Raw genomic sequence first — 18,090 nt, 5'->3', positions numbered from 1 at the left:
GGCGATTGCACGCCGGGCGTGCGCATTCTATTCCTCGCCTTTGACCGGAAGGTCCTCGGGAGGAACTTGAGGATCGGGGAAGATTTCGATGTTGCGTTTTTTGTTTCGCCTCGCGGCCATGATCGCACTCTCGGTCGCCGTCATCATGGCCGTGCTCGACGCGACGCGCTCGGTGGCGGCTTCCACATTGGTCATGACGCCGCTGAATTCGAGCTGGCTGGCGGTTTCGCCCGACACCCGCGCGGCCTTCGAGACCTTCGTGCGCGCCAAGGTCAATCCGATGATATGGGATGGCGGCATCGCCTGGGTGCTTGCCCAGCCGGGGTTTGCCGTGTTCGCGGTGCTTGCCTTCATCCTCTATGCGGTCGGCTACCGGCGCCGGCGGCGCGGCGGAGAATTCGCGCCGGGCTGATGGGTTGTCCCAGCGGACTTGCGACGACAACGCGGCAATCGTCCACAGCTGTCACCGCATTGGGCATGTTTTTCCAACGGGGGGCATGCTTTTCCAAAAGGTCAAAATTCCGCGTGAATTTTGTTTCGGGCCGTGCCAGATTGCCTTGAGCGGGAGGGGAGTACACTCCTGGCTGATGCCGCATGCCTGCCGGAGAACCGGGCAGGCGGGCGGCGCGTAACGGAAAAAAATAACCGACAGGGTGTGGATCACATGAAACGTATCGTTCTCGGCCTCCTGGCCGCAACCGCAATGGTTCTTCCGGCTTTCGCCGCGGATGTCCAGCCGGCCATCCTCTACGATCTCGGCGGCAAGTTCGACAAATCCTTCAACGAGGCTGCCTATCACGGCGCCGAAAAGTTCAAGACCGAGACCGGCACCGCCTATGTCGAGTTCGAAGTGTCGAACGCCTCGCAACGCGAGCAGGCGCTGCGCCGCTTCGCCGAAGACGGCCGCAACCCGATCGTCATGGCCGGCTTTGCCTGGGAAGATGCGCTGAAGGTGGTCGCGAAGGAATATCCCGATCTCAACTTCGCCATCATCGACGATGCCGTCGATATGCCCAATGTCCGTTCGCTTGTGTTCAAGGAAAACGAAGGCTCCTATCTCGTCGGCATCCTGGCGGCGATGGCCTCGAAGTCCAAGAAGGTCTCCTTCATCGGCGGCATGGACATTCCGCTGATCCGCAAGTTCGAATGCGGCTATGTCGGCGGCGCCAAGGCGGCCGGTGCGACCGATGTCATCCAGAACATGACCGGTGACACGCCCGCGGCGTGGAACGATCCGGCCAAGGGCGGCGAGATCGCCAAGACGCAGATCGACCAGGGCTCCGATGTGGTCTATGCCGCGGCCGGCGGCACCGGCGTCGGCGTGCTGCAGGCGGCGGCGGATGCCGGCAAGCTCGGCATCGGCGTCGATTCCAACCAGAACGGCCTGCAGCCCGGCAAGGTGCTGACCTCGATGCTGAAGCGCGTCGACGTGGCCGTCTACACCGCCTTCATGGACGGCAAGAACGGCACCTTCAAAGGCGGCCTGCAAAATCTCGGCCTCAAGGAAGGCGGTGTCGACTACGCCATGGACGACAACAACAAGGCGCTGGTCACCGACGAGATGAAGGCTGCCGTCGAAAAGGCCAAGGCCGACATCATCGCCGGCACGATCCAGGTGCACGACTACACCGCCGACAACGCCTGCCCGTATTGATTGGCAAGCTATCTCTTTGTTTTGCCGCAATTTCGGACGGAAAAGCGCTTTCACACTTTTCCTAGGTTTCGAACCGCCGGGTGAAAGCCCGGCGGTTTTGTTTTGAGGTATGCCGCGATGTCGACGACAATCGAAGCCATGGCGGAGCGCGATGTGGAGGCGATCGCAAGGCTGCGGCTCGCCGCATTCTTCGCTGGCACCGGACGAACATTGCCAGAGGACGCGGCCGGTCTTCGCGAACTGTTCGTCGGCGATGGGATGGAGGCGGCGTTCGTTGCGCGAGACCAGGGTCTGCCGATCGGCAGTTGCCTGCTGGTCCGCGACGAGATCGATCCAGCGCACGATTTGACGCCATGGCTTGCTGGGCTGATCGTCGACCAAGACCATCGAGGGCGCGGTATCGGCACGGCGCTGGTCAGAGCGGTCGAAGCCCATGCCGCATCAGCAGGCGTAGGCAAGCTCTATCTCTACACCTGGCAAGCGCGCCGCTTCTATGAAGCGCTCGGTTGGGTGGAGGTGCAGACCTTCGCGCAGGACGGCGGACCGATGGCTCTGATGTCGCGCGCGCTATAAAGTGCCCAAGAGATAACCCAGCGCAAACACCATCATCAGCGTAATGGCGATAGCGAAGCCGCGTCGGCCACCGAGCGAATGCACGCCGACGCCATAGGGCTTCCGCTCCAGTCTGCCGATCACCGGCTTCGCTTCGTCGTGGCCGACCACACGCATCTGCGGCAGTTCGGCGATGCGTTGCGAGATCAGCCGCCAGCGATCGCCGTCGCCCGAGGGCCGCCCCGTGCGGTCGAAGACATGCATGCGCTCGGCCAGCCGCATCACCGTGTCGCGGAAGGCCGGATCGATCTCCAGGTCGCGCTCGGCACGTTCGCGGTCGCGATCGTTCATCAGGCCAAGCACATAATCGCCCGCCCGCGCAACGCGATCGCTTTCACTGGCCATAGGCTTCTCCTTGCTACCAGTGCGGCGGTTTGGTTATCGGCACGTCGGGTGCCGATTGTTCCTCCAGCGCCATGAAGCGCCCGGTCAGGGCATCGAGCTTGCGCTGCATGCGTTCGATCGCCGTCCACTGCTCGGCGATCTGGCCCGACAGTTCCTCGATGGTCTTTTCCTGCTCGGCGGCGCGGATTTCCAGCGTCGTCAGCCGGTCGACAGGCATGATCATTCAAAACTCCTCAGGTCCTGGTGCACGCGGTTGCAGCATGATGCGACTGTTGAGCCTTGCATATTAGTGAATGTGAAGATCTGCGGCCACGTTCGAAATTGACAAGCGCACCGGGATTTGTCGAGAGTGGCCACTGCGCCGCCAATTGGCACGGGTGGGGCATCATGCTAGGCGTTTTGACCAAGCGATAAAAAAATAAGAGTGGGACAGGCTGCATGGCGCAAGCCGCAATCGAACTGATCGGCATCAACAAGAGTTTTGGCGCCGTTCGCGCCAATCGCGACATCAATCTGGAGATCGCACGCGGCACCATCCACGGCATCGTCGGCGAGAACGGCGCCGGCAAGTCGACGCTGATGTCGATCCTCTACGGCTTCTACCAGGCCGACAGCGGCGAGATCCGCGTCGGCGGCAAGCCGGCGTCTATCAAGACTTCCAACGACGCCATCGCGCTCGGCATTGGCATGGTGCACCAGCACTTCATGCTGGTCGACAATTTCACCGTGCTGGAAAACATCATCCTCGGCGCCGAAAGCGATGCGCTGTTGAAAAAGAGCATCGCCAAGGCGCGCTCCGAACTGGAGCGGCTCGAGCGCGAATACGGGCTGGAAGTCGATCCCGACGCCATCATCGAGGAATTGCCGGTCGGCCTGCAGCAGCGTGTCGAAATCCTGAAGGCGCTTTATCGCGGCGCCGAGATCCTGATTCTCGACGAGCCGACGGGCGTGTTGACGCCGGCCGAGGCCGACCATCTGTTTCGCATCCTCAGGCAATTGAAGGACCAGGGCAAAACGGTGGTGCTGATCACCCACAAGCTGCGCGAGATCATGGCCATCACCGACAATGTCTCGGTCATGCGCCAGGGCACGATGGTGGCGACGCGCGAGACCAGCAAGACGACAGTCGGCGAACTGGCCGAACTGATGGTCGGGCGGCGCGTGCTGCTGCGGGTCGAAAAGGGCGAGACGGAGGCCGGCGCGGTCAAGCTCGCCGTCAAGAACCTGACGGTGAAAGACCAGCGCGGCGTCACCATGGTCGACGACATCTCCTTCGATATCCGCGCCGGCGAGATCGTCGGCATTGCCGGTGTCGCCGGCAACGGCCAGTCCGAACTGCTCGAGGCGATTTCCGGCATCAGGCGCGCGGTTTCCGGCTCGGTGATGCTCGATGGCAAGCCGATCGACCTGACCGGGGCCGCCGATCCCGGCGAGTTGCGCGACCGTGGGCTCGCCCATGTGCCGGAGGACCGCCATCATGTCGGCCTGGTGCTGGCCTTCGAGGAGAACGAGAATTCGATCCTCGGCTACCATGACGACCCGCGCTACCTCAAAGGGCCGTTCCTCAACATCGACGCCATCATGACCGATGCCAAGGACAAGATCGAGAAATACGACATCCGTCCCGGCAATCCGCGTCTGAAGACGGCGAATTTCTCCGGCGGCAACCAGCAGAAGATCGTGCTGGCGCGAGAAATGGAGCAGGATCCCGGTGTTCTGATCGTCGGCCAGCCGACGCGCGGCGTCGATGTCGGCGCCATAGAATTCATCCACAAGCGGCTGATTGCCATGCGCGACCAGGGCAAGGCGGTGCTGGTGGTGTCGGTCGAGCTCGACGAGATCCGTTCGCTGTCCGACCGCATCCTGGTGATGTTTGCCGGGCGCATCGTCGGCGAACGTGGCCCCGAGGCGACCGAGGGCGAGCTTGGCCTGCTGATGGCAGGCATCGATCGCCAGGAGGCGGCAGAGTGAGCACGCCTTACGCCAAACTGCCGGCCTGGGCCGATTATGGGCTGATCCCGTTGATCAATCTGTCGGTGGCTTTCATCGTTGCCGGTTTCGTCGTCATGCTGGTCGGCGAAAACCCGTTTCGTGCCGCCGTCATCCTGGTCGAGGGCGCTTTCGGCAAGGGAACCGGCATTGCCTTCACGCTGTTCTATGCCACCACCTTCATCTTCACCGGCCTGTCGGTGGCGGTGGCCGCGCATTGCGGCCTGTTCAACATCGGGACCGAGGGCCAGGCCTATATTGCCGGCCTTGGCGTGGGCGTGGTCTGCCTCGCCTTCGACACTGTGCTGCCGTGGTGGCTGACCTTTCCGCTGGCGATCGTCGCCGGAGCCGCCGTCGGTGCGCTGTGGGCGCTGATCCCGGCCTATCTGCAGGCCAAGCGCGGGTCGCACATCGTCATCACCACCATCATGTTCAACTTCATCGCGGCCTCGATCATGGTCTACCTCCTGGTTGGGCCGTTGAAGCCGGCGGCGTCGCAGGCGCCGCAGACGCGCAACTTCCTCGCCGGCGCCGAACTGCCCAAACTCAACTGGATCATCGAACTGTTCGGCGCCAAGATCCGCTCGGCGCCGTTCAACATCTGCTTCCTGCTGGCGCTGCTCATGGCATTCCTGGTCTGGCTGCTGATCTGGCGCACCAAGCTCGGCTACGAGATGCGCACCTATGGCCACAGCCCGAAAGCGGCGCGCTATGCCGGCATTTCGGAGACCCGCATCATCATCATCGCGATGATGATTTCGGGCGCGCTGGCCGGCATGATGACGCTGAACCCGGTGATGGGCGACCAGCACAATGTGGCGATCGATTTCGTCTCCGGCGCCGGCTTCGTCGGCATCGCCGTGGCGCTGATGGGCCGACTGCATCCGGTCGGCATCGTGCTGGCGGCGATCCTGTTCGGCATGCTCTACCAGGGCGGCGCCGAACTTGCCTTCGAAATGCCGGCGATTTCCCGCGACATGATCGTCATCATCCAGGGCCTGGTCATCCTGTTTGCCGGTGCGCTGGAGCACATGTTCCGGCCCTACGTCCAGGCGCTGTTCGCCTCGTTCAGTCCAAGGTCGGTCGGCATCGAAGCGGTCAAAGGGAAGGGCGCCTGAGATGGACGTCTTCATCGCCATCGTGCAGATCCTGGACTCGACCATACGCCTGTCGGTGCCGCTGCTACTCGCTTGCCTCGCCGGCCTCTATTCGGAACGCGCAGGCGTTTTCGACATCGGGCTGGAAGGCAAGATGCTGGTCGGCGCCTTTGCAGGTGCGGCCGCCGCTTCGGTCTTCCATTCGGCCTTCCTCGGTCTCGGCATGGCGATCGTGATGTCGGTCGCGTTTGCCCTGGTGCACGGCTTCGCCTCGATCACCCATCGCGGCAACCAGATCGTCTCCGGTGTGGCCATCAACTTCGTCGCCGCCGGCTCGACCATCATTCTGGGCCAAGCCTGGTTCCAGCAGGGCGGGCGAACGCCGGCGCTGCAGCCGGGCGAGCGTTTCGAGGCCATCACTCTGCCTGGTGCTGCCGCGATCCACGACGTGCCGATCATAGGGCCGATCTATTCCGAGCTGCTCTCTGGCCATTCGATCCTGGTCTATCTCGCTTTCGCCATGGTGCCGTTCACCTGGTGGGTGTTGTTTCGCACCCGCTTCGGCCTGCGCCTACGCGCCGTCGGCGAGAACCCGGCCGCCGTCGACACCGCCGGCATCTCGGTCGCCTGGCTGCGCTACCGGGCCCTGATCTGCACCGGTGTGCTGACCGGCATTGCCGGCGCCTACCTCTCGATGGTGCAGAATGGCGGCTTCGTGAAGGACATGACCGCGGGCAAGGGCTACATCGCACTGGCGGCGCTGATCTTTGCCAAATGGCGACCGGTGAACGCCATGTTCGCCTGTCTTCTGTTCGGCTTCCTCGACGCGGCGGCGATCCGCCTGCAGGGTTCGCCGCTGCCGTTGATCGGCAAGGTGCCGGTGCAGTTCATGCAGGCGCTGCCCTATGTGCTGACCGTGATCCTGCTTGCCGGCTTCATCGGCAAGGCGATCCCGCCGCGCGCCGGCGGCGTGCCTTATGTCAAGGAACGGTGATCCGGGCGCCCAGGAGCACTGTGTCGAACATGCGGCTGGTGCTCGAAGGCGCCAGGAAAACGCAAAGCGCCGGGTTTTGACCACGATCGTCGGAGAGAACGTCTAGATGTCGCATGATCTGTTCGAAGCCGCGCAGGAGGCCATGGCCAAGGCCTACGCGCCCTATTCGAAGTTTCCGGTGGGTGCGGCGTTGCGCACCGAAGACGGCCGTGTCTTCACCGGCGCCAACATCGAGGTCGCGTCCTATCCGGAAGGCTGGTGCGCCGAGACCACGGCGCTCGGCCATTACATCATGGGCGGCGGCGGCAAGATCGTCGAGGTCGCCGTCATTGCCTCGCGCATGGCCAAATGCTCGCCCTGTGGCGGCTGCCGGCAAAGGCTGGCGGAATTCTGCCGGCCGGACACAAAGCTCTATCTTTGCGACAACACCGGCGTGGTCGAGACCGTGACCATGGGCGACATGCTGCCCTACGGGTTTCGTGGCGACATTTTGAAGTGAGAGTTGGCTGATATGAAGGAAGCTCTGGACCACCTCGTTGAAAGGCTGGACGGGTTGGCGCCGACAACGGCGATGGTGCTGGGGTCGGGCCTTGGCGGGCTTGTCGACCAGGTCGAAAATGCCGTGCGCATCTCTTATGCCGACCTGCCGGGTTTCCCCCGCAGCGGGGTGACTGGCCATGCCGGCGAGGTGGTCGCGGGGCTTTTCGCCGGCACGCCGGTGCTGATGCTGTCCGGCCGCGCCCATTATTACGAGCACGGCGTTGCTGCGGCAATGCGGCCGGCGCTGGAGGTGCTTGCCGGCATCGGCATCACCAAGCTGATCCTTACCAATGCCGCCGGCTCGGTCGATCCCGACATGCTGCCAGGATCGGTGATGCTGATCACCGACCACATCAATTTCTCCGGCTCCAACCCGCTGATCGGCGAGCCGAGCGACCGCCGTTTCGTCGGCCTGACCGAAGCCTATGATGCCGGCCTGCGCGCGGCGATCGAACGGGCGGCGAAGGCGACAGGGACGGCGCTGCACAAGGGCGTCTATATGTGGTTTTCCGGTCCGTGCTTCGAAACCCCTGCTGAAATCCGCATGGCGCGCGTCATGGGCGCCAATGCGGTAGGGATGTCGACCGTGCCGGAGGTCATTCTCGCCCGCTTCCTTGGGCTTCGCGTAGCCGCCTGTTCGGTGATCACCAATCTCGCCGCCGGGATGACCGGGGCGGAACTGTCGCACCAGGAGACCAAGGACATAGCGCCGATCGGCGGCGCACGGTTGGCGACGATCCTTGCGCATGTGTTCCAGGATGGGTTGCCGGAGCTGAAGGGCGACGCCTGATGCTTCCCCAGGAAATCATCCGCCGCAAGCGCGACGGCCAGAAACTGTCGGCGCAGGAGATTTCGGCCTTTGTCGCCGGCGTAACTTCGGGCAGCGTCTCGGACGGTCAGGTCGGCGCCTTTGCCATGGCGGTGTTCTTCAACGGCATGAACCGCGACGAGGCGGTGGCGCTGACGCTCGCCATGCGCGATTCCGGCGATGTGCTCGACTGGTCGGACCTGCCGGGTCCGGTCACCGACAAACATTCGACCGGCGGCGTCGGCGACAATGTCTCGCTGATGCTGGCGCCGATCGTCGCCGCTTGCGGCGCCTATGTGCCGATGATCTCCGGCAGGGGCCTTGGCCATACCGGCGGCACGCTGGACAAGATGGATGCCATCCCAGGCTATATCAGCCAGCCGGATATCGCGCGCTTCCGCAAGACGGTGCTCGAGACCGGCTGTGCCATCATCGGCCAGACCGCCGATCTCGCGCCCGCCGACCGTCGCCTCTATGCGATCCGCGATGTGACCGGAACGGTGGAATCGGTGCCGCTGATCACTGCCTCTATCCTGTCGAAGAAACTCGCGGCCGGCCTGCGGTCGCTGGTGCTCGACGTCAAGGTCGGCAATGGCGCCTTCATGGAGAAGTCGCGCGACGCGACAGCACTGGCCAACAGCCTAGTCGAGATCGCCAACGGCGCCGGCCTGAAGGCCTCGGCGCTGGTCACCGGTATGAACGAGCCGCTGGCGTCGGCGGCCGGCAACGCGGTCGAGGTGCGCAACGCCGTCGATTTCCTCACCGGAAGGTTCCGCGACAAGCGACTGGAGGATGTGACGCTGGCGCTGGCCGCCGAGATGCTGCAATCGGCAGGGCTGGCGTCGTCCAATCAGGACGGTCTCAGGCGCGCGGCCGAGACGCTGGCCGGCGGCCGCGCGGCAGCCGCCTTCGCGCGTATGGTCGCAGCCCTTGGCGGTCCCGCCGATTTCGTCGAGAAGCCGGAAAAATACCTGCCGAAAGCGGCGGTGGAGTTTGCGGTCAAGGCGACAGGCAACGGTTTTGCCACCGCTATTGCCACCCGCGATATCGGCCTTGCTGTGGTCGGGCTCGGTGGCGGGCGCACGCGGCCGGACGACAGGATCGACCATGCGGTCGGCATCACCAGGCTGCTGCCGCTCGGCGCCGAGGTGCGGGCCGGCGAGCCGCTGGCGCTGGTCCACGCCCGCACGCAAGTGGAGGCCGAAGCGGCCGCAGCCGCCGTGCTTTCGGCCTATACGATCGGGGCGTCGAAACCAGCCGCCGACAAGACTGTCATCCGGCGCGTGCTGCCGCGCGGGTAGCGGAACGCGCTACTGCACCAGCAACAGTGCACCGTTTTCGACCTGGTATTTTGCCAGCCGCTGCAAAAAGCTCATGCCAATGAGGTTGGTGCGCAGAGCCTTGTCGTCGAGCACTACCGCCTGGACGTTGTCGACGCTGATCTTGCCGATCTGCAGGCGATCGATGTTGACCACGGCGGCCCTGATCGCGCCATTGGCGGTGTTGACCTGCTGGTTGAAGTCCGACGGGTTGAGCGAGATGCCGATGCGGCGCGCCGTCGAGGTGTTGATGGCGACCAAAGTGGCGCCGGTGTCGATCATGCCGTCGACCTGGCGGCCGTTGAGCTTGAAGGCGGAGGTGAAATGGCCGCGCTCGTCAGCCGCCACCAATACTTTGCGCCCAGTGGGCAGCGGTGCGGCCGGCTTGCCGGGAACCGAGGCCATGTTCAGTTCGGGCTGAGGCTGCGCGGACGGCTTGCCGGCGACGGTCGACTTCAACAGGTTGTCGAGAATCTGCGGATTCGACTGATAGACGATCGGGATCGATGCCGACGTTCCGGCGAACACGCCCAGAATGACAAGCTTGCGCAGCATGAATGGACCTTCGTGAAGGCCCATTCTTGCCCACGTATGGTGTGTGCCGCTTTAACGCCAACCCGAAACCGCGGCTTTGCGTAAACGGGCGGTAAACGACTGGATGTCAGCTGGCCTTGCCAGCCGCCGTCATTTGGTTCCGTACATGCGGTCGCCGGCATCGCCGAGGCCGGGCATGATGTAGCCCTTCTCGTTGAGCTGGCGGTCGATGGAAGCGGTAAAGACCGGGACATCCGGATGCGCCTTGGTGAAGCGCTCGATGCCTTCTGGCGCCGCCAGCAGGCAAAGGAAACGGATGTTGGTGGCTCCGCGCTCCTTCAGCTTGTCGATGGCCGCGATGGCCGAGTTCGCGGTCGCCAGCATCGGATCGACGACGATCACCAGCCGGTCGGCGAGATCGCTCGGCGCCTTGAAGAAATATTCCACCGCCTCCAGCGTTTCGTGATCGCGGTAGAGGCCGACATGCGCGACGCGGGCCGCCGGGACCAGGTCGAGCAGGCCTTCGAGCAGGCCATTGCCGGCGCGCAGCACCGAGGCGAAGACCAGCTTCTTGCCCTCCAGCGTCGGCGCTTCCATGGTTTCCATCGGCGTTTCGATGGTCGTCGTCGTCAGTTCGAGGTTGCGGGTGACCTCGTAGCCGAGCAGGAGCGAGATCTCGCGGAGCAGTCGCCGGAAGCCGGCGGTCGACGTCTCCTTCTTGCGCATGATGGTCAGCTTGTGCTGGACAAGCGGGTGGTCGACGACGGTGACGCCCTGCATGGGTTGCTCCAGTGAATGGTGAATGGTGAATAGTGAATAGTGAATAGTGAGCAGGTTTGCGAGTCCCGATGGATCGATCATTGCCGTTGACAGGCCGAACCGCCGGCAAACCAATCACCAATCACCAATCACCAATCACCAGTCACCTCTTCGCATCGAGCCGGGCAAGCAGCGCGCTTTTCGTCTTCCTGTCGACGAAAGCCGCTTCGATCGCCGTCCTGGTGACGGCGGTCAAAGCTTTTTCATTCATGGAGAAATGCTCGGCGGCGATGTCGTATTCGCGCTTCAGCGAGGTCCAGAAATAGGGTGGGTCGTCGGAGTTCAGCGTCACCTTGCAGCCGGCCGCCTGCAGGGCAGGCAAAGGGTGATCGGCGAAACTGTCGTAGACTTTGAGCGCGATGTTGGAGCCGGGGCAGCATTCGAGCACGATGCCCTCATCGGCGATGCGGCGCACCAGGTCGGGATTTTCGATGGCGCGCACGCCATGGCCGATGCGCGAGGGGCGGATGTGGTCGAGTGCGGCCTGCACCGTCTCCCACCCGGTCAACTCGCCGGCATGGATGGTGATGCCAAGGCCGGCTTCGCGGGCGATCTCGAAGGCCCTTACATAATCCTCCATCTCGCCCATGCGCTCGTCGCCGGCGACGCCGAAGCCGGTGACCAGCGGATTTCCGCAGCGCGCCGCAAAGCGCGCCGCCTGCTCGATCGACTCGACGCCGACATGGCGTACGCCGGTGACGATCATGCGGCCCTCTATGCCGGTCTTGGCTTTGGCGCGCAGCATGCCTTCGCCGAGCGCATCGGTATAGGCCTTGGGCGACAGGCCGGCCCTGACGGCATGGTCGGGCGAGGTGAAGACCTCGGAATAGATGGCGCCGTCGCGGGCAAGGCTGGTCAGATAATGGTCGGCGAGGCGGGCATAATCCTCCTCGGTGCGGAACAGGTCGGCGGAAAAATCATAAGCCGCCAGGAACGAGGTGAAATCATGCCAGACGAAGGAGCCGTTCTGGATATAGGGCGAGGTGTCCTTGCCGTATTTCTGCGCCTGACGGATGACGAGTTCGGGCGCCGCTGCCCCCTCGATGTGGCAGTGCAGTTCTGCTTTCAAAGGCATGCAGTTATCCCGTCTCATCAGTCCAGGCCGTAAAGCCCACCACCTGGAAGCGCGGCCGAACACCGCGCCTTAAACAATAGCGCCCGCACCATCGATCGGCTATGGTCCCGCCGGTTTTATGACGGATCAAAATAATGTCAGTTGAGAGAACCACGGCCGCGGGCGGCATGGAAACCTCCTATGGTTTCAAGAAGGTAGGGCCAGGCGACAAGCAGCCTCTGGTCAACGATGTTTTCCACAAGGTGGCGAACCGCTACGACCTGATGAATGACCTGATGTCGGCCGGGCTGCACCGGCTGTGGAAGGATGCCATGGTGACATGGCTCAATCCGCCGAAACGTCCGGGCTGGAAAGTGCTTGACGTGGCGGGCGGCACCGGCGACATCGCCTTGCGCATTGTAGACGCCAGCCAAGGCAACGCGCATGCCACGGTGCTCGACATCAACGGCTCGATGCTCAGTGTCGGCCGTGACCGCGCGGAGAAAAAGGGCCTGTCCGGCAACACCGATTTCGTCGAGGCCAATGCCGAGGAACTGCCTTTCACCGATAGCACCTTTGACGCCTACACCATCGCATTCGGCATCCGCAACGTGCCGCGCATCGATGTCGCGCTGACGGAAGCCTTTCGCGTGCTGAAGCCCGGCGGACGGTTCCTGTGCCTGGAGTTTTCCGAGGTCGAGATGCCGCTGCTGGACAAGGTCTACGAAGCCTGGTCGTTCAACGCCATTCCGCAGATCGGCAAGATGGTGACGGGCGAGGGCGAACCCTATTCCTACCTGGTCGAATCGATCCGCAAATTTCCCAATCAGCAGAACTTTGCTGCCATGATCACCCGCGCGGGCTTCGAGCGCGTGTCGTTCCGCAACTATTCCGGCGGCATTGCCGCCCTGCATTCGGGCTGGAAGCTTTGAGGCACCACAGTTTGCAGCAGCAGGGTAGGCGATGAGCAGCGTCGGCGCCGCCTTTCGGCTCGCGCGGGCCGGCTGGGTGCTGGTCCGCGAGGGCGTGATCGCAGCACTGCCGGGCGACGAACTCGGCGGCCTGCCGAAATTCGGCTGGCGCATGGCCCGGCTCTTCACCCGCCGCCGCGCACTCGCTTATGAGCGCAGCGACCGGCTGGCCAAGGCGGTGGTCCGGCTCGGACCCTCCTACGTCAAGCTCGGCCAGTTCCTGGCGACGCGGCCTGATGTCGTCGGCAACGACATGGCGCTCGACCTCGCCATGCTGCAGGACAAGATGCACACTTTTTCGCAGGCGGAAGCGGTGGCGGCGATCGAGGGCTCGCTCGGGCGCAAGATCGGCGAACTCTATACGCAGTTCGGCGGGCCGGTCGCGGCGGCCTCCATCGCCCAGGTCCATCCCGCGCAGGCCATGCATGACGGTGTCGATACCAAGGTGGCGGTGAAGGTGATCCGGCCTGGCGTGCGCCGCCGCTTCTTCCAGGATCTCGAAAGCTATTTCCTCGCCGCCCGGCTGCAGGAGAAATACATCCCGTCGTCGCGCCGGCTGCGGCCGGTCGAGGTGACCGAGACGCTGGCGCAGACCACCAAGATCGAGATGGATCTTCGCCTCGAGGCGGCCGCACTTTCGGAACTGGGCGAAAACACCAAGGACGATCCGGGCTTCCGCGTGCCGTCGGTCGACTGGGAGCGCACCGGGCGCGATGTGCTGACCATGGAATGGGTCGACGGCGTCAAGATGAACGACATCGCCGGGCTCGCTGCGGCGGGGCACGATCTGAAGGCGATCGCCACCAACCTGATCCAGTCGTTCCTGCGTCACACGCTGCGGGACGGCTTCTTCCATGCCGACATGCATCCAGGCAATCTGTTCGTCGAGGCCAATGGCAATATCGTCGCCGTCGATCTCGGCATTGCCGGACGGCTCGGCAAGAAGGAGCGCCGGTTCCTCGCCGAAATCCTCTACGGCTTCATCACGCGCGACTATCTGCGCGTCGCCGAGGTGCATTTCGAGGCCGGCTACGTGCCGCGCCAGCACAATGTCGCGGCTTTCGCGCAGGCCATTCGCGCCATCGGCGAGCCGATCCATGGCCAGCCGGCTGAAACCATCTCGATGGCGAAGCTTCTCACGCTGCTGTTCGAGGTCACCGAACTGTTCGATATGGCCACGCGGTCGGAACTGATCCTGTTGCAGAAGACCATGGTGGTGGTCGAAGGCGTCGCACGCACGCTCGACCCGGCCTTCAACATGTGGAAGACGGCCGAGCCGGTGGTCGGCCAGTGGATCGCCGGCAATCTCGGGCCGAGCGGCCTGCTGATGGACGCGCGCGACGGCGCCAAGGCGCTGCTGGCGCTGGCCCGCCAGGCGCCCGATCTTGCCGCCCGCACCGAGCGGCTGTCACGCGAGATCGATTTTATGGCGGAGCACGGCCTCCGCTTCGACGAAGCGACATCGCGCGCCATCGGTAAGGCCGAAGCGCGCTACACCCGCTCGGGCCGGCTGGCGCTATGGGTGATCGCGCTGACGCTGGTGTATATCGCGTGGAAGCTGCTCTGATCGCTTGCATCGCTAGCAACTGTGGTGCTAGCGTTGCAGTCGCGCTATTGATGTCGCGGAGCAAGTCATGGGCACCATTACTGTCCGCAATCTAGCTGACGACGTGAAGCAGAAATTGCGTGAGCGCGCTGCGGCGCGCGGGGTGTCGATGGAGGAAGAGGCGCGTGATGCGCTTGCCAAAAGCGTGCTGTCGGCGGAAGCCGGCATGCCCGAGAGCGAAACCCTCTATGCAACAATCCGCCGCCTGGTTGAGCCTCATGGAGGTTTTGACAACGATCTGTCCCAGCGAGGTCAATCCACAAAAACGCACAACACCCTCGACGGCAAGCGCATCCTGCTGATCATCGGCGGCGGCATCGCCGCCTACAAGGCGCTGGACCTGATCCGCCGGCTGCGCGAGCGCGGTGCGGCGGTGCGCGTCGTGATGACATCGGCGGCGCAGGAGTTCGTCACCACGCTTTCGGTCGGCGCGCTTTCGGCCGACCATGTCTTCACCGAACTCTTCGACCGCAGTGACGAGCACGATGTTGGCCATATCCGCCTGTCGCGCGAGGCCGACCTCTTGGTGGTGGCGCCGGCCACCGCCGACCTGATGGCCAAGCTCGCCAACGGCCATGCCAACGATCTGGCCTCGACGGTGCTGCTCGCCACCGACAAGAAGGTGCTGATGGCGCCGGCGATGAACCCGAAAATGTGGTCGCATGCCGCGACGCGCCGCAACCGGGCGACGCTCGCCAAGGACGGCATCGCCTTTGTCGGCCCGGCCAGGGGCGAGATGGCCGAGAGCAATGAGGTGGGCGAAGGCCGCATGGCCGAGCCGCTGGACATCGTGGCAGTGATCGAGGCACTGCTCGACAGCAGGCCGAAGCCGCTGGCCGGCCGCAGGATCATCGTCACCTCGGGGCCGACGCATGAGCCGATCGACCCGGTGCGCTACATCGCCAACCGCTCTTCGGGCAAGCAGGGCCATGCGATTGCGGCAGCGCTGGCAAGACTGGGCGCGGATGTACGCCTGATCTCCGGTCCGGTCAGCATTGCCGATCCGGCCGGCGTTGTGACGACACATGTCGAGACCGCGGCCGAGATGAAGGCGGCCGTCGAACAGTTGTTGCCGGCGGACGCCGCGGTCTTCGTAGCTGCCGTCGCCGACTGGCGCACCGCTGGCACGGCCGGCGAGAAGATCAAGAAGGTGGCGGGCCAGGGCCCACCGGCGCTGCAAATGGTCGAAAACCCCGACATTCTCGCCAGTGTTGGTCATCACGGGCAACGGCCGGGGCTGGTTGTCGGCTTCGCCGCCGAGACGCAGGACCTGATTGCGAATGCCGAGGCCAAGCTGAAGAAGAAGGGCGCCGATTTCATTGTCGCCAACGATGTCTCGCATGAAAGCGGCGTCGGCCCCACCGGCGTCATGGGCGGCGACCGCAACAAGGTGCGCATCGTCTCGAAGGACGGTGTCGAGGAATGGCCTGAGATGGGCAAGGGCGAGGTGGCGGCGCGGCTCGCCGCGCTCATCGCCGAGCGTTTGCAAGCCTGAGCGGCCGCCGGTTCCGCAATCGGGCAGGCCATGGTCTTGCAAGCAGCCTTGTGGCCGAGGGCATTTGACGTCGACAGCGCCGGCGGAATGCTGTCGCCAAATTCTCGATCGGCCGTGCCCTCAGCCTGGCGCCAGTTGCGGCCGGCGTGCCTCCAAAGCCATCTTCAACGCCGCCAGGCAACCGACAATGCCAAGTGGCACGAAGGCCAGGTACAGCCAGCCGGCGACGTGCGCTGCTGCCTCGCGGTTCAGCCCGTCCGAAAAGCCGCTGGCATTGGCGATGATGCCGGCCATGGCGGCGCCCACGGCGTAGCCGATGCGCTGCATGGTCGGCACGGCGGCCGAGGCGATCGTCTGCTCGCTGTCGCGGGCCGAGGCGACGATGATGCGGGTCAGGAAGGGCCATGACACGCCGAAGCCACCGCCTTGCAACAAAGCGCAGAGCAGGATCAGCGGGATCGAGCCGGCGGGGATGGCATAGGCGAAACCGGCGAGGCCGGCTGCAATCATCAGCGCGCCGATGACGAGGATCTGCCGTTCGCGCTGCAGCGGCGCATTGGCGACGGCGATCGACAGGATTGACCAGGCGATCGATTCGGCGGCGATGATGTAGCCTGTGGTCAGGATCGGGATGCCGTGCAGCGTGGTAAGCAGAAGCGGCCCGTAGATGGAAAAAGAGACTGTCGCCACCGAGAAGGCGGCAACCATGGTCATGCCGCTGCCGACCGGCGAGCGCCATGAGAACAGGCCCGACGGGAACAGTCGCGATTGCGGCTTAATGGCGTCGACGAAAACGAACAGCGCCAGGCCGGCGAGGCCGATGATCAGCAGCAGCGACGAGCGCAGCAAGGCGACGTCGACGCCTGCGGTGGCGATCAGCACGACGGCGATGGCGAGGCAGCCAAGTGCTGCATAGGGGAAGGGCGGCGAGGTGCCGGCGGCGGCTTGCGGCTTCGTCGCTTCCGGCGTGTTCAGGACGATGAAGCTTGCCGATGCCATGGCAATGCCACCCAGCACGAAGACGCCGAAGGCCCAGCGCCAGGACAGGAGCTCGACCATGATCGCGCCGAGCATCGGGCCGCTGAACGCGGCGACGCCCCAGATCGCCGACATTATGCCGAACAGCTGTGGCCAGATGTTGCGGTTAAACAGCCGCTCGACCGAGACGAAGGCCAGCGACACCAGCGCACCGCCGCCGAGACCCTCGACCAGACGGCCGCCAAGAAACACCGGCATGGACGGCGCGGTGGCGCAGATCAGGGCGCCCACGGCATAGAGCAGGGCGGCGACCGTAACGTTGGAGCGTAGAGCGACATAGCTGACCAGCCGCCCGGCCGCTGCGCCGGCGACAATGGCGCCGAGCTCGTAGACGGCCAGCGACCAGCCAACGAACTGCACACCGGCGAGGTCCCCGACCATGGCCGGCATGACCGTCGCCACCATCGTCTCGTTGGTGGCGTGCAGCAGGATGCCGAGGCTGATGAAGCAGAAGCGCGCGAGGTCGCCGCTTGCCCACAATGCCCGCCAGTCGACCTTGTTGCTGGTGATTTCAGTCATTCTTTTACCCGCCTTTGCATATCTCGATGCCGGCGCATGGCGCCAGAAGCCAGTCGGGCTTTCCGGCGGGGCCATGCGCGCTGTTTCAGCCAGGCGAGTTGTAAAACCTCAAGCGCAGTTGAGCTCAAGTGGCTTTTTATCGAAGTGCAAACGGTCGAGATTGGCCGGAAGCCTCTCCGTTTGATGCGCCGGTCAGTTCTCAATGCTGCGCAGCTGAAACTGGCTGACGCCGATGGCAATGTTGATACCGGTCTGCGTCTGCAGGCTGAGCGGCTGCAGGGTGAAGGCCTGCGAGGAGCCGCCGACCAGGAGATTGGCGCCGGCGCCGACCGCGGCGGTCACTTCGGCGCTGGCGCCGATATAGTCGCCGGCCAGCGCGCCGGGCGCATAGATGTTCCTCAGCGGCGTCAGCACCAGCCATTGCATGACGGTCTGCTTGGTGGTGCCGATGTCGAGCCCGTATTTGTTGACGGCGCCGAAATAGGCTTCCGGCGAAAAGCTCTTGTCGGCCGGCGTGAAGGTGCAGCTCAGATCCTTGCTGGAGCCGAAGATGAAGCCGGTGCCGCCGCCGATGGCGCAATCGAGCACGCCGAGTTCGATACCCTGGCCTTGCGCTTGGGCCTGGGCGGTACAGATGATGGTGATAGCGGCGGCGATGGCTGGTTTCAGCACGGCGGATCCCCCAAAAAGCATGCG

The 18,090-nt window shown here is 64.2% G+C and carries 19 protein-coding genes; 12 read left to right on the top strand and 7 right to left on the bottom strand.

Annotated elements, in window-relative coordinates; all coding sequences use genetic code 11:
* The first annotated feature begins 88 nt into the window (after positions 1–88).
* From ACYG97_RS18005 to ACYG97_RS17995, 3 genes are all read left to right on the top strand, one after another.
* Positions 89–412 (top strand): hypothetical protein, encoded by a 324-nt coding sequence (locus ACYG97_RS18005; protein WP_023733526.1) that lies wholly within the window; start codon positions 89–91, stop codon positions 410–412.
* 252 nt (positions 413–664) lie between these two features.
* Positions 665–1,654, top strand: a complete 990-nt coding sequence (locus tag ACYG97_RS18000; RefSeq protein WP_023683177.1) for a BMP family lipoprotein — start codon at positions 665–667, stop codon at positions 1,652–1,654.
* A gap of 117 nt (positions 1,655–1,771) precedes the next feature.
* The gene (locus ACYG97_RS17995; RefSeq protein ID WP_023733525.1) at positions 1,772–2,227 is read left to right on the top strand and encodes a GNAT family N-acetyltransferase; all 456 of its coding nucleotides are present in this window, start codon (positions 1,772–1,774) and stop codon (positions 2,225–2,227) included.
* Here the strand turns inward: ACYG97_RS17995 and ACYG97_RS17990 are convergent.
* Entirely contained in the window at positions 2,222–2,611 is a 390-nt protein-coding gene (locus tag ACYG97_RS17990) for a hypothetical protein (RefSeq protein WP_023733524.1), read from the bottom strand. The genes ACYG97_RS17995 and ACYG97_RS17990 overlap by 6 nt on opposite strands.
* 13 nt (positions 2,612–2,624) lie before the next feature.
* A complete protein-coding gene (locus ACYG97_RS17985) occupies positions 2,625–2,831 on the bottom strand; it encodes a SlyX family protein (protein ID WP_196813821.1) in 207 nt (68 codons plus the stop codon).
* A 218-nt stretch (positions 2,832–3,049) separates the two neighbouring features.
* Between ACYG97_RS17985 and ACYG97_RS17980 the strand changes: the two genes are divergently transcribed.
* The 6 genes from ACYG97_RS17980 to deoA all read left to right on the top strand — a co-directional run bounded on the left by ACYG97_RS17980 (position 3,050) and on the right by deoA (position 9,340).
* Positions 3,050–4,582, top strand: coding sequence for an ABC transporter ATP-binding protein (locus tag ACYG97_RS17980; protein ID WP_023714064.1), 1,533 nt, complete (start codon positions 3,050–3,052; stop codon positions 4,580–4,582).
* A complete protein-coding gene (locus ACYG97_RS17975) occupies positions 4,579–5,718 on the top strand; it encodes an ABC transporter permease (RefSeq protein WP_023686470.1) in 1,140 nt (379 codons plus the stop codon). Before ACYG97_RS17980 ends, ACYG97_RS17975 begins: the two co-directional genes overlap by 4 nt.
* A gap of 1 nt (position 5,719) precedes the next feature.
* Entirely contained in the window at positions 5,720–6,691 is a 972-nt protein-coding gene (locus ACYG97_RS17970; RefSeq protein WP_023683182.1) for an ABC transporter permease, read from the top strand.
* A 106-nt stretch (positions 6,692–6,797) separates the two neighbouring features.
* Positions 6,798–7,190 carry a cytidine deaminase gene (gene cdd, locus ACYG97_RS17965; protein WP_023714063.1) on the top strand — a complete coding sequence of 131 codons (393 nt, stop codon included), beginning with the start codon at positions 6,798–6,800 and terminating at the stop codon, positions 7,188–7,190.
* 12 nt (positions 7,191–7,202) lie between these two features.
* Positions 7,203–8,021, top strand: a complete 819-nt coding sequence (locus ACYG97_RS17960) for a purine-nucleoside phosphorylase (protein ID WP_023733523.1) — start codon at positions 7,203–7,205, stop codon at positions 8,019–8,021.
* On the top strand, positions 8,021–9,340 hold the full coding sequence (deoA, locus tag ACYG97_RS17955) for a thymidine phosphorylase (protein ID WP_023733522.1): 1,320 nt from the start codon (positions 8,021–8,023) through the stop codon (positions 9,338–9,340). The genes ACYG97_RS17960 and deoA overlap by 1 nt, the downstream gene beginning before the upstream one ends.
* Positions 9,341–9,349: 9 nt before the next feature.
* Here deoA and ACYG97_RS17950 read toward each other — a convergent pair whose 3' ends face one another.
* From ACYG97_RS17950 to ACYG97_RS17940, 3 genes are all read right to left on the bottom strand, one after another.
* The gene (locus ACYG97_RS17950) at positions 9,350–9,913 is read right to left on the bottom strand and encodes a TIGR02281 family clan AA aspartic protease (protein ID WP_023733521.1); all 564 of its coding nucleotides are present in this window, start codon (positions 9,911–9,913) and stop codon (positions 9,350–9,352) included.
* Positions 9,914–10,042: 129 nt separating this feature from the next.
* Positions 10,043–10,672 carry a uracil phosphoribosyltransferase gene (gene upp / locus ACYG97_RS17945; RefSeq protein WP_023671129.1) on the bottom strand — a complete coding sequence of 210 codons (630 nt, stop codon included), beginning with the start codon at positions 10,670–10,672 and terminating at the stop codon, positions 10,043–10,045.
* A gap of 142 nt (positions 10,673–10,814) precedes the next feature.
* Positions 10,815–11,786, bottom strand: a complete 972-nt coding sequence (locus ACYG97_RS17940; RefSeq protein WP_023671130.1) for an adenosine deaminase — start codon at positions 11,784–11,786, stop codon at positions 10,815–10,817.
* Positions 11,787–11,920: 134 nt separating this feature from the next.
* Here ACYG97_RS17940 and ubiE point away from each other — a divergent pair, with 134 nt between their 5' ends.
* The 3 genes from ubiE (at position 11,921) to coaBC (ending at position 15,837) form a co-directional block, all read left to right on the top strand.
* Positions 11,921–12,697, top strand: coding sequence for a bifunctional demethylmenaquinone methyltransferase/2-methoxy-6-polyprenyl-1,4-benzoquinol methylase UbiE (gene ubiE, locus ACYG97_RS17935; RefSeq protein WP_023671131.1), 777 nt, complete (start codon positions 11,921–11,923; stop codon positions 12,695–12,697).
* 31 nt (positions 12,698–12,728) lie between these two features.
* The gene (ubiB, locus tag ACYG97_RS17930; protein WP_023671132.1) at positions 12,729–14,303 is read left to right on the top strand and encodes a 2-polyprenylphenol 6-hydroxylase; all 1,575 of its coding nucleotides are present in this window, start codon (positions 12,729–12,731) and stop codon (positions 14,301–14,303) included.
* 67 nt (positions 14,304–14,370) lie between these two features.
* Entirely contained in the window at positions 14,371–15,837 is a 1,467-nt protein-coding gene (gene coaBC / locus ACYG97_RS17925; protein WP_023671133.1) for a bifunctional phosphopantothenoylcysteine decarboxylase/phosphopantothenate--cysteine ligase CoaBC, read from the top strand.
* A gap of 120 nt (positions 15,838–15,957) precedes the next feature.
* Here the strand turns inward: coaBC and ACYG97_RS17920 are convergent, their stop codons facing one another.
* Both ACYG97_RS17920 and ACYG97_RS17915 read right to left on the bottom strand, forming a co-directional pair.
* The gene (locus ACYG97_RS17920; RefSeq protein ID WP_023733520.1) at positions 15,958–17,394 is read right to left on the bottom strand and encodes an MFS transporter; all 1,437 of its coding nucleotides are present in this window, start codon (positions 17,392–17,394) and stop codon (positions 15,958–15,960) included.
* A gap of 192 nt (positions 17,395–17,586) precedes the next feature.
* The gene (locus ACYG97_RS17915) at positions 17,587–18,066 is read right to left on the bottom strand and encodes a DUF992 domain-containing protein (RefSeq protein WP_023671135.1); all 480 of its coding nucleotides are present in this window, start codon (positions 18,064–18,066) and stop codon (positions 17,587–17,589) included.
* Positions 18,067–18,090: the final 24 nt, after the last annotated feature.

Source organism: Mesorhizobium sp. W067 (genome assembly GCF_054719525.1).
This window is presented reverse-complemented; position numbering and strand designations above follow the sequence as displayed.

Coding starts and splice junctions, on each gene's coding strand:
- deoA (WP_023733522.1), top strand. CDS start 8,021: ATGCTTCCCCAGGAAATCATCCGCCGCAAGCGCGACGGCCAGAAACTG.
- coaBC (WP_023671133.1), top strand. CDS start 14,371: ATGGGCACCATTACTGTCCGCAATCTAGCTGACGACGTGAAGCAGAAA.
- ACYG97_RS17950 (WP_023733521.1), bottom strand. CDS start 9,913: ATGCTGCGCAAGCTTGTCATTCTGGGCGTGTTCGCCGGAACGTCGGCA.
- ACYG97_RS17980 (WP_023714064.1), top strand. CDS start 3,050: ATGGCGCAAGCCGCAATCGAACTGATCGGCATCAACAAGAGTTTTGGC.
- ACYG97_RS18005 (WP_023733526.1), top strand. CDS start 89: ATGTTGCGTTTTTTGTTTCGCCTCGCGGCCATGATCGCACTCTCGGTC.
- ACYG97_RS18000 (WP_023683177.1), top strand. CDS start 665: ATGAAACGTATCGTTCTCGGCCTCCTGGCCGCAACCGCAATGGTTCTT.
- ACYG97_RS17960 (WP_023733523.1), top strand. CDS start 7,203: ATGAAGGAAGCTCTGGACCACCTCGTTGAAAGGCTGGACGGGTTGGCG.
- ACYG97_RS17970 (WP_023683182.1), top strand. CDS start 5,720: ATGGACGTCTTCATCGCCATCGTGCAGATCCTGGACTCGACCATACGC.
- ACYG97_RS17940 (WP_023671130.1), bottom strand. CDS start 11,786: ATGCCTTTGAAAGCAGAACTGCACTGCCACATCGAGGGGGCAGCGGCG.
- ACYG97_RS17990 (WP_023733524.1), bottom strand. CDS start 2,611: ATGGCCAGTGAAAGCGATCGCGTTGCGCGGGCGGGCGATTATGTGCTT.
- ubiE (WP_023671131.1), top strand. CDS start 11,921: ATGTCAGTTGAGAGAACCACGGCCGCGGGCGGCATGGAAACCTCCTAT.
- cdd (WP_023714063.1), top strand. CDS start 6,798: ATGTCGCATGATCTGTTCGAAGCCGCGCAGGAGGCCATGGCCAAGGCC.
- ACYG97_RS17920 (WP_023733520.1), bottom strand. CDS start 17,394: ATGACTGAAATCACCAGCAACAAGGTCGACTGGCGGGCATTGTGGGCA.
- ubiB (WP_023671132.1), top strand. CDS start 12,729: ATGAGCAGCGTCGGCGCCGCCTTTCGGCTCGCGCGGGCCGGCTGGGTG.
- ACYG97_RS17995 (WP_023733525.1), top strand. CDS start 1,772: ATGTCGACGACAATCGAAGCCATGGCGGAGCGCGATGTGGAGGCGATC.
- upp (WP_023671129.1), bottom strand. CDS start 10,672: ATGCAGGGCGTCACCGTCGTCGACCACCCGCTTGTCCAGCACAAGCTG.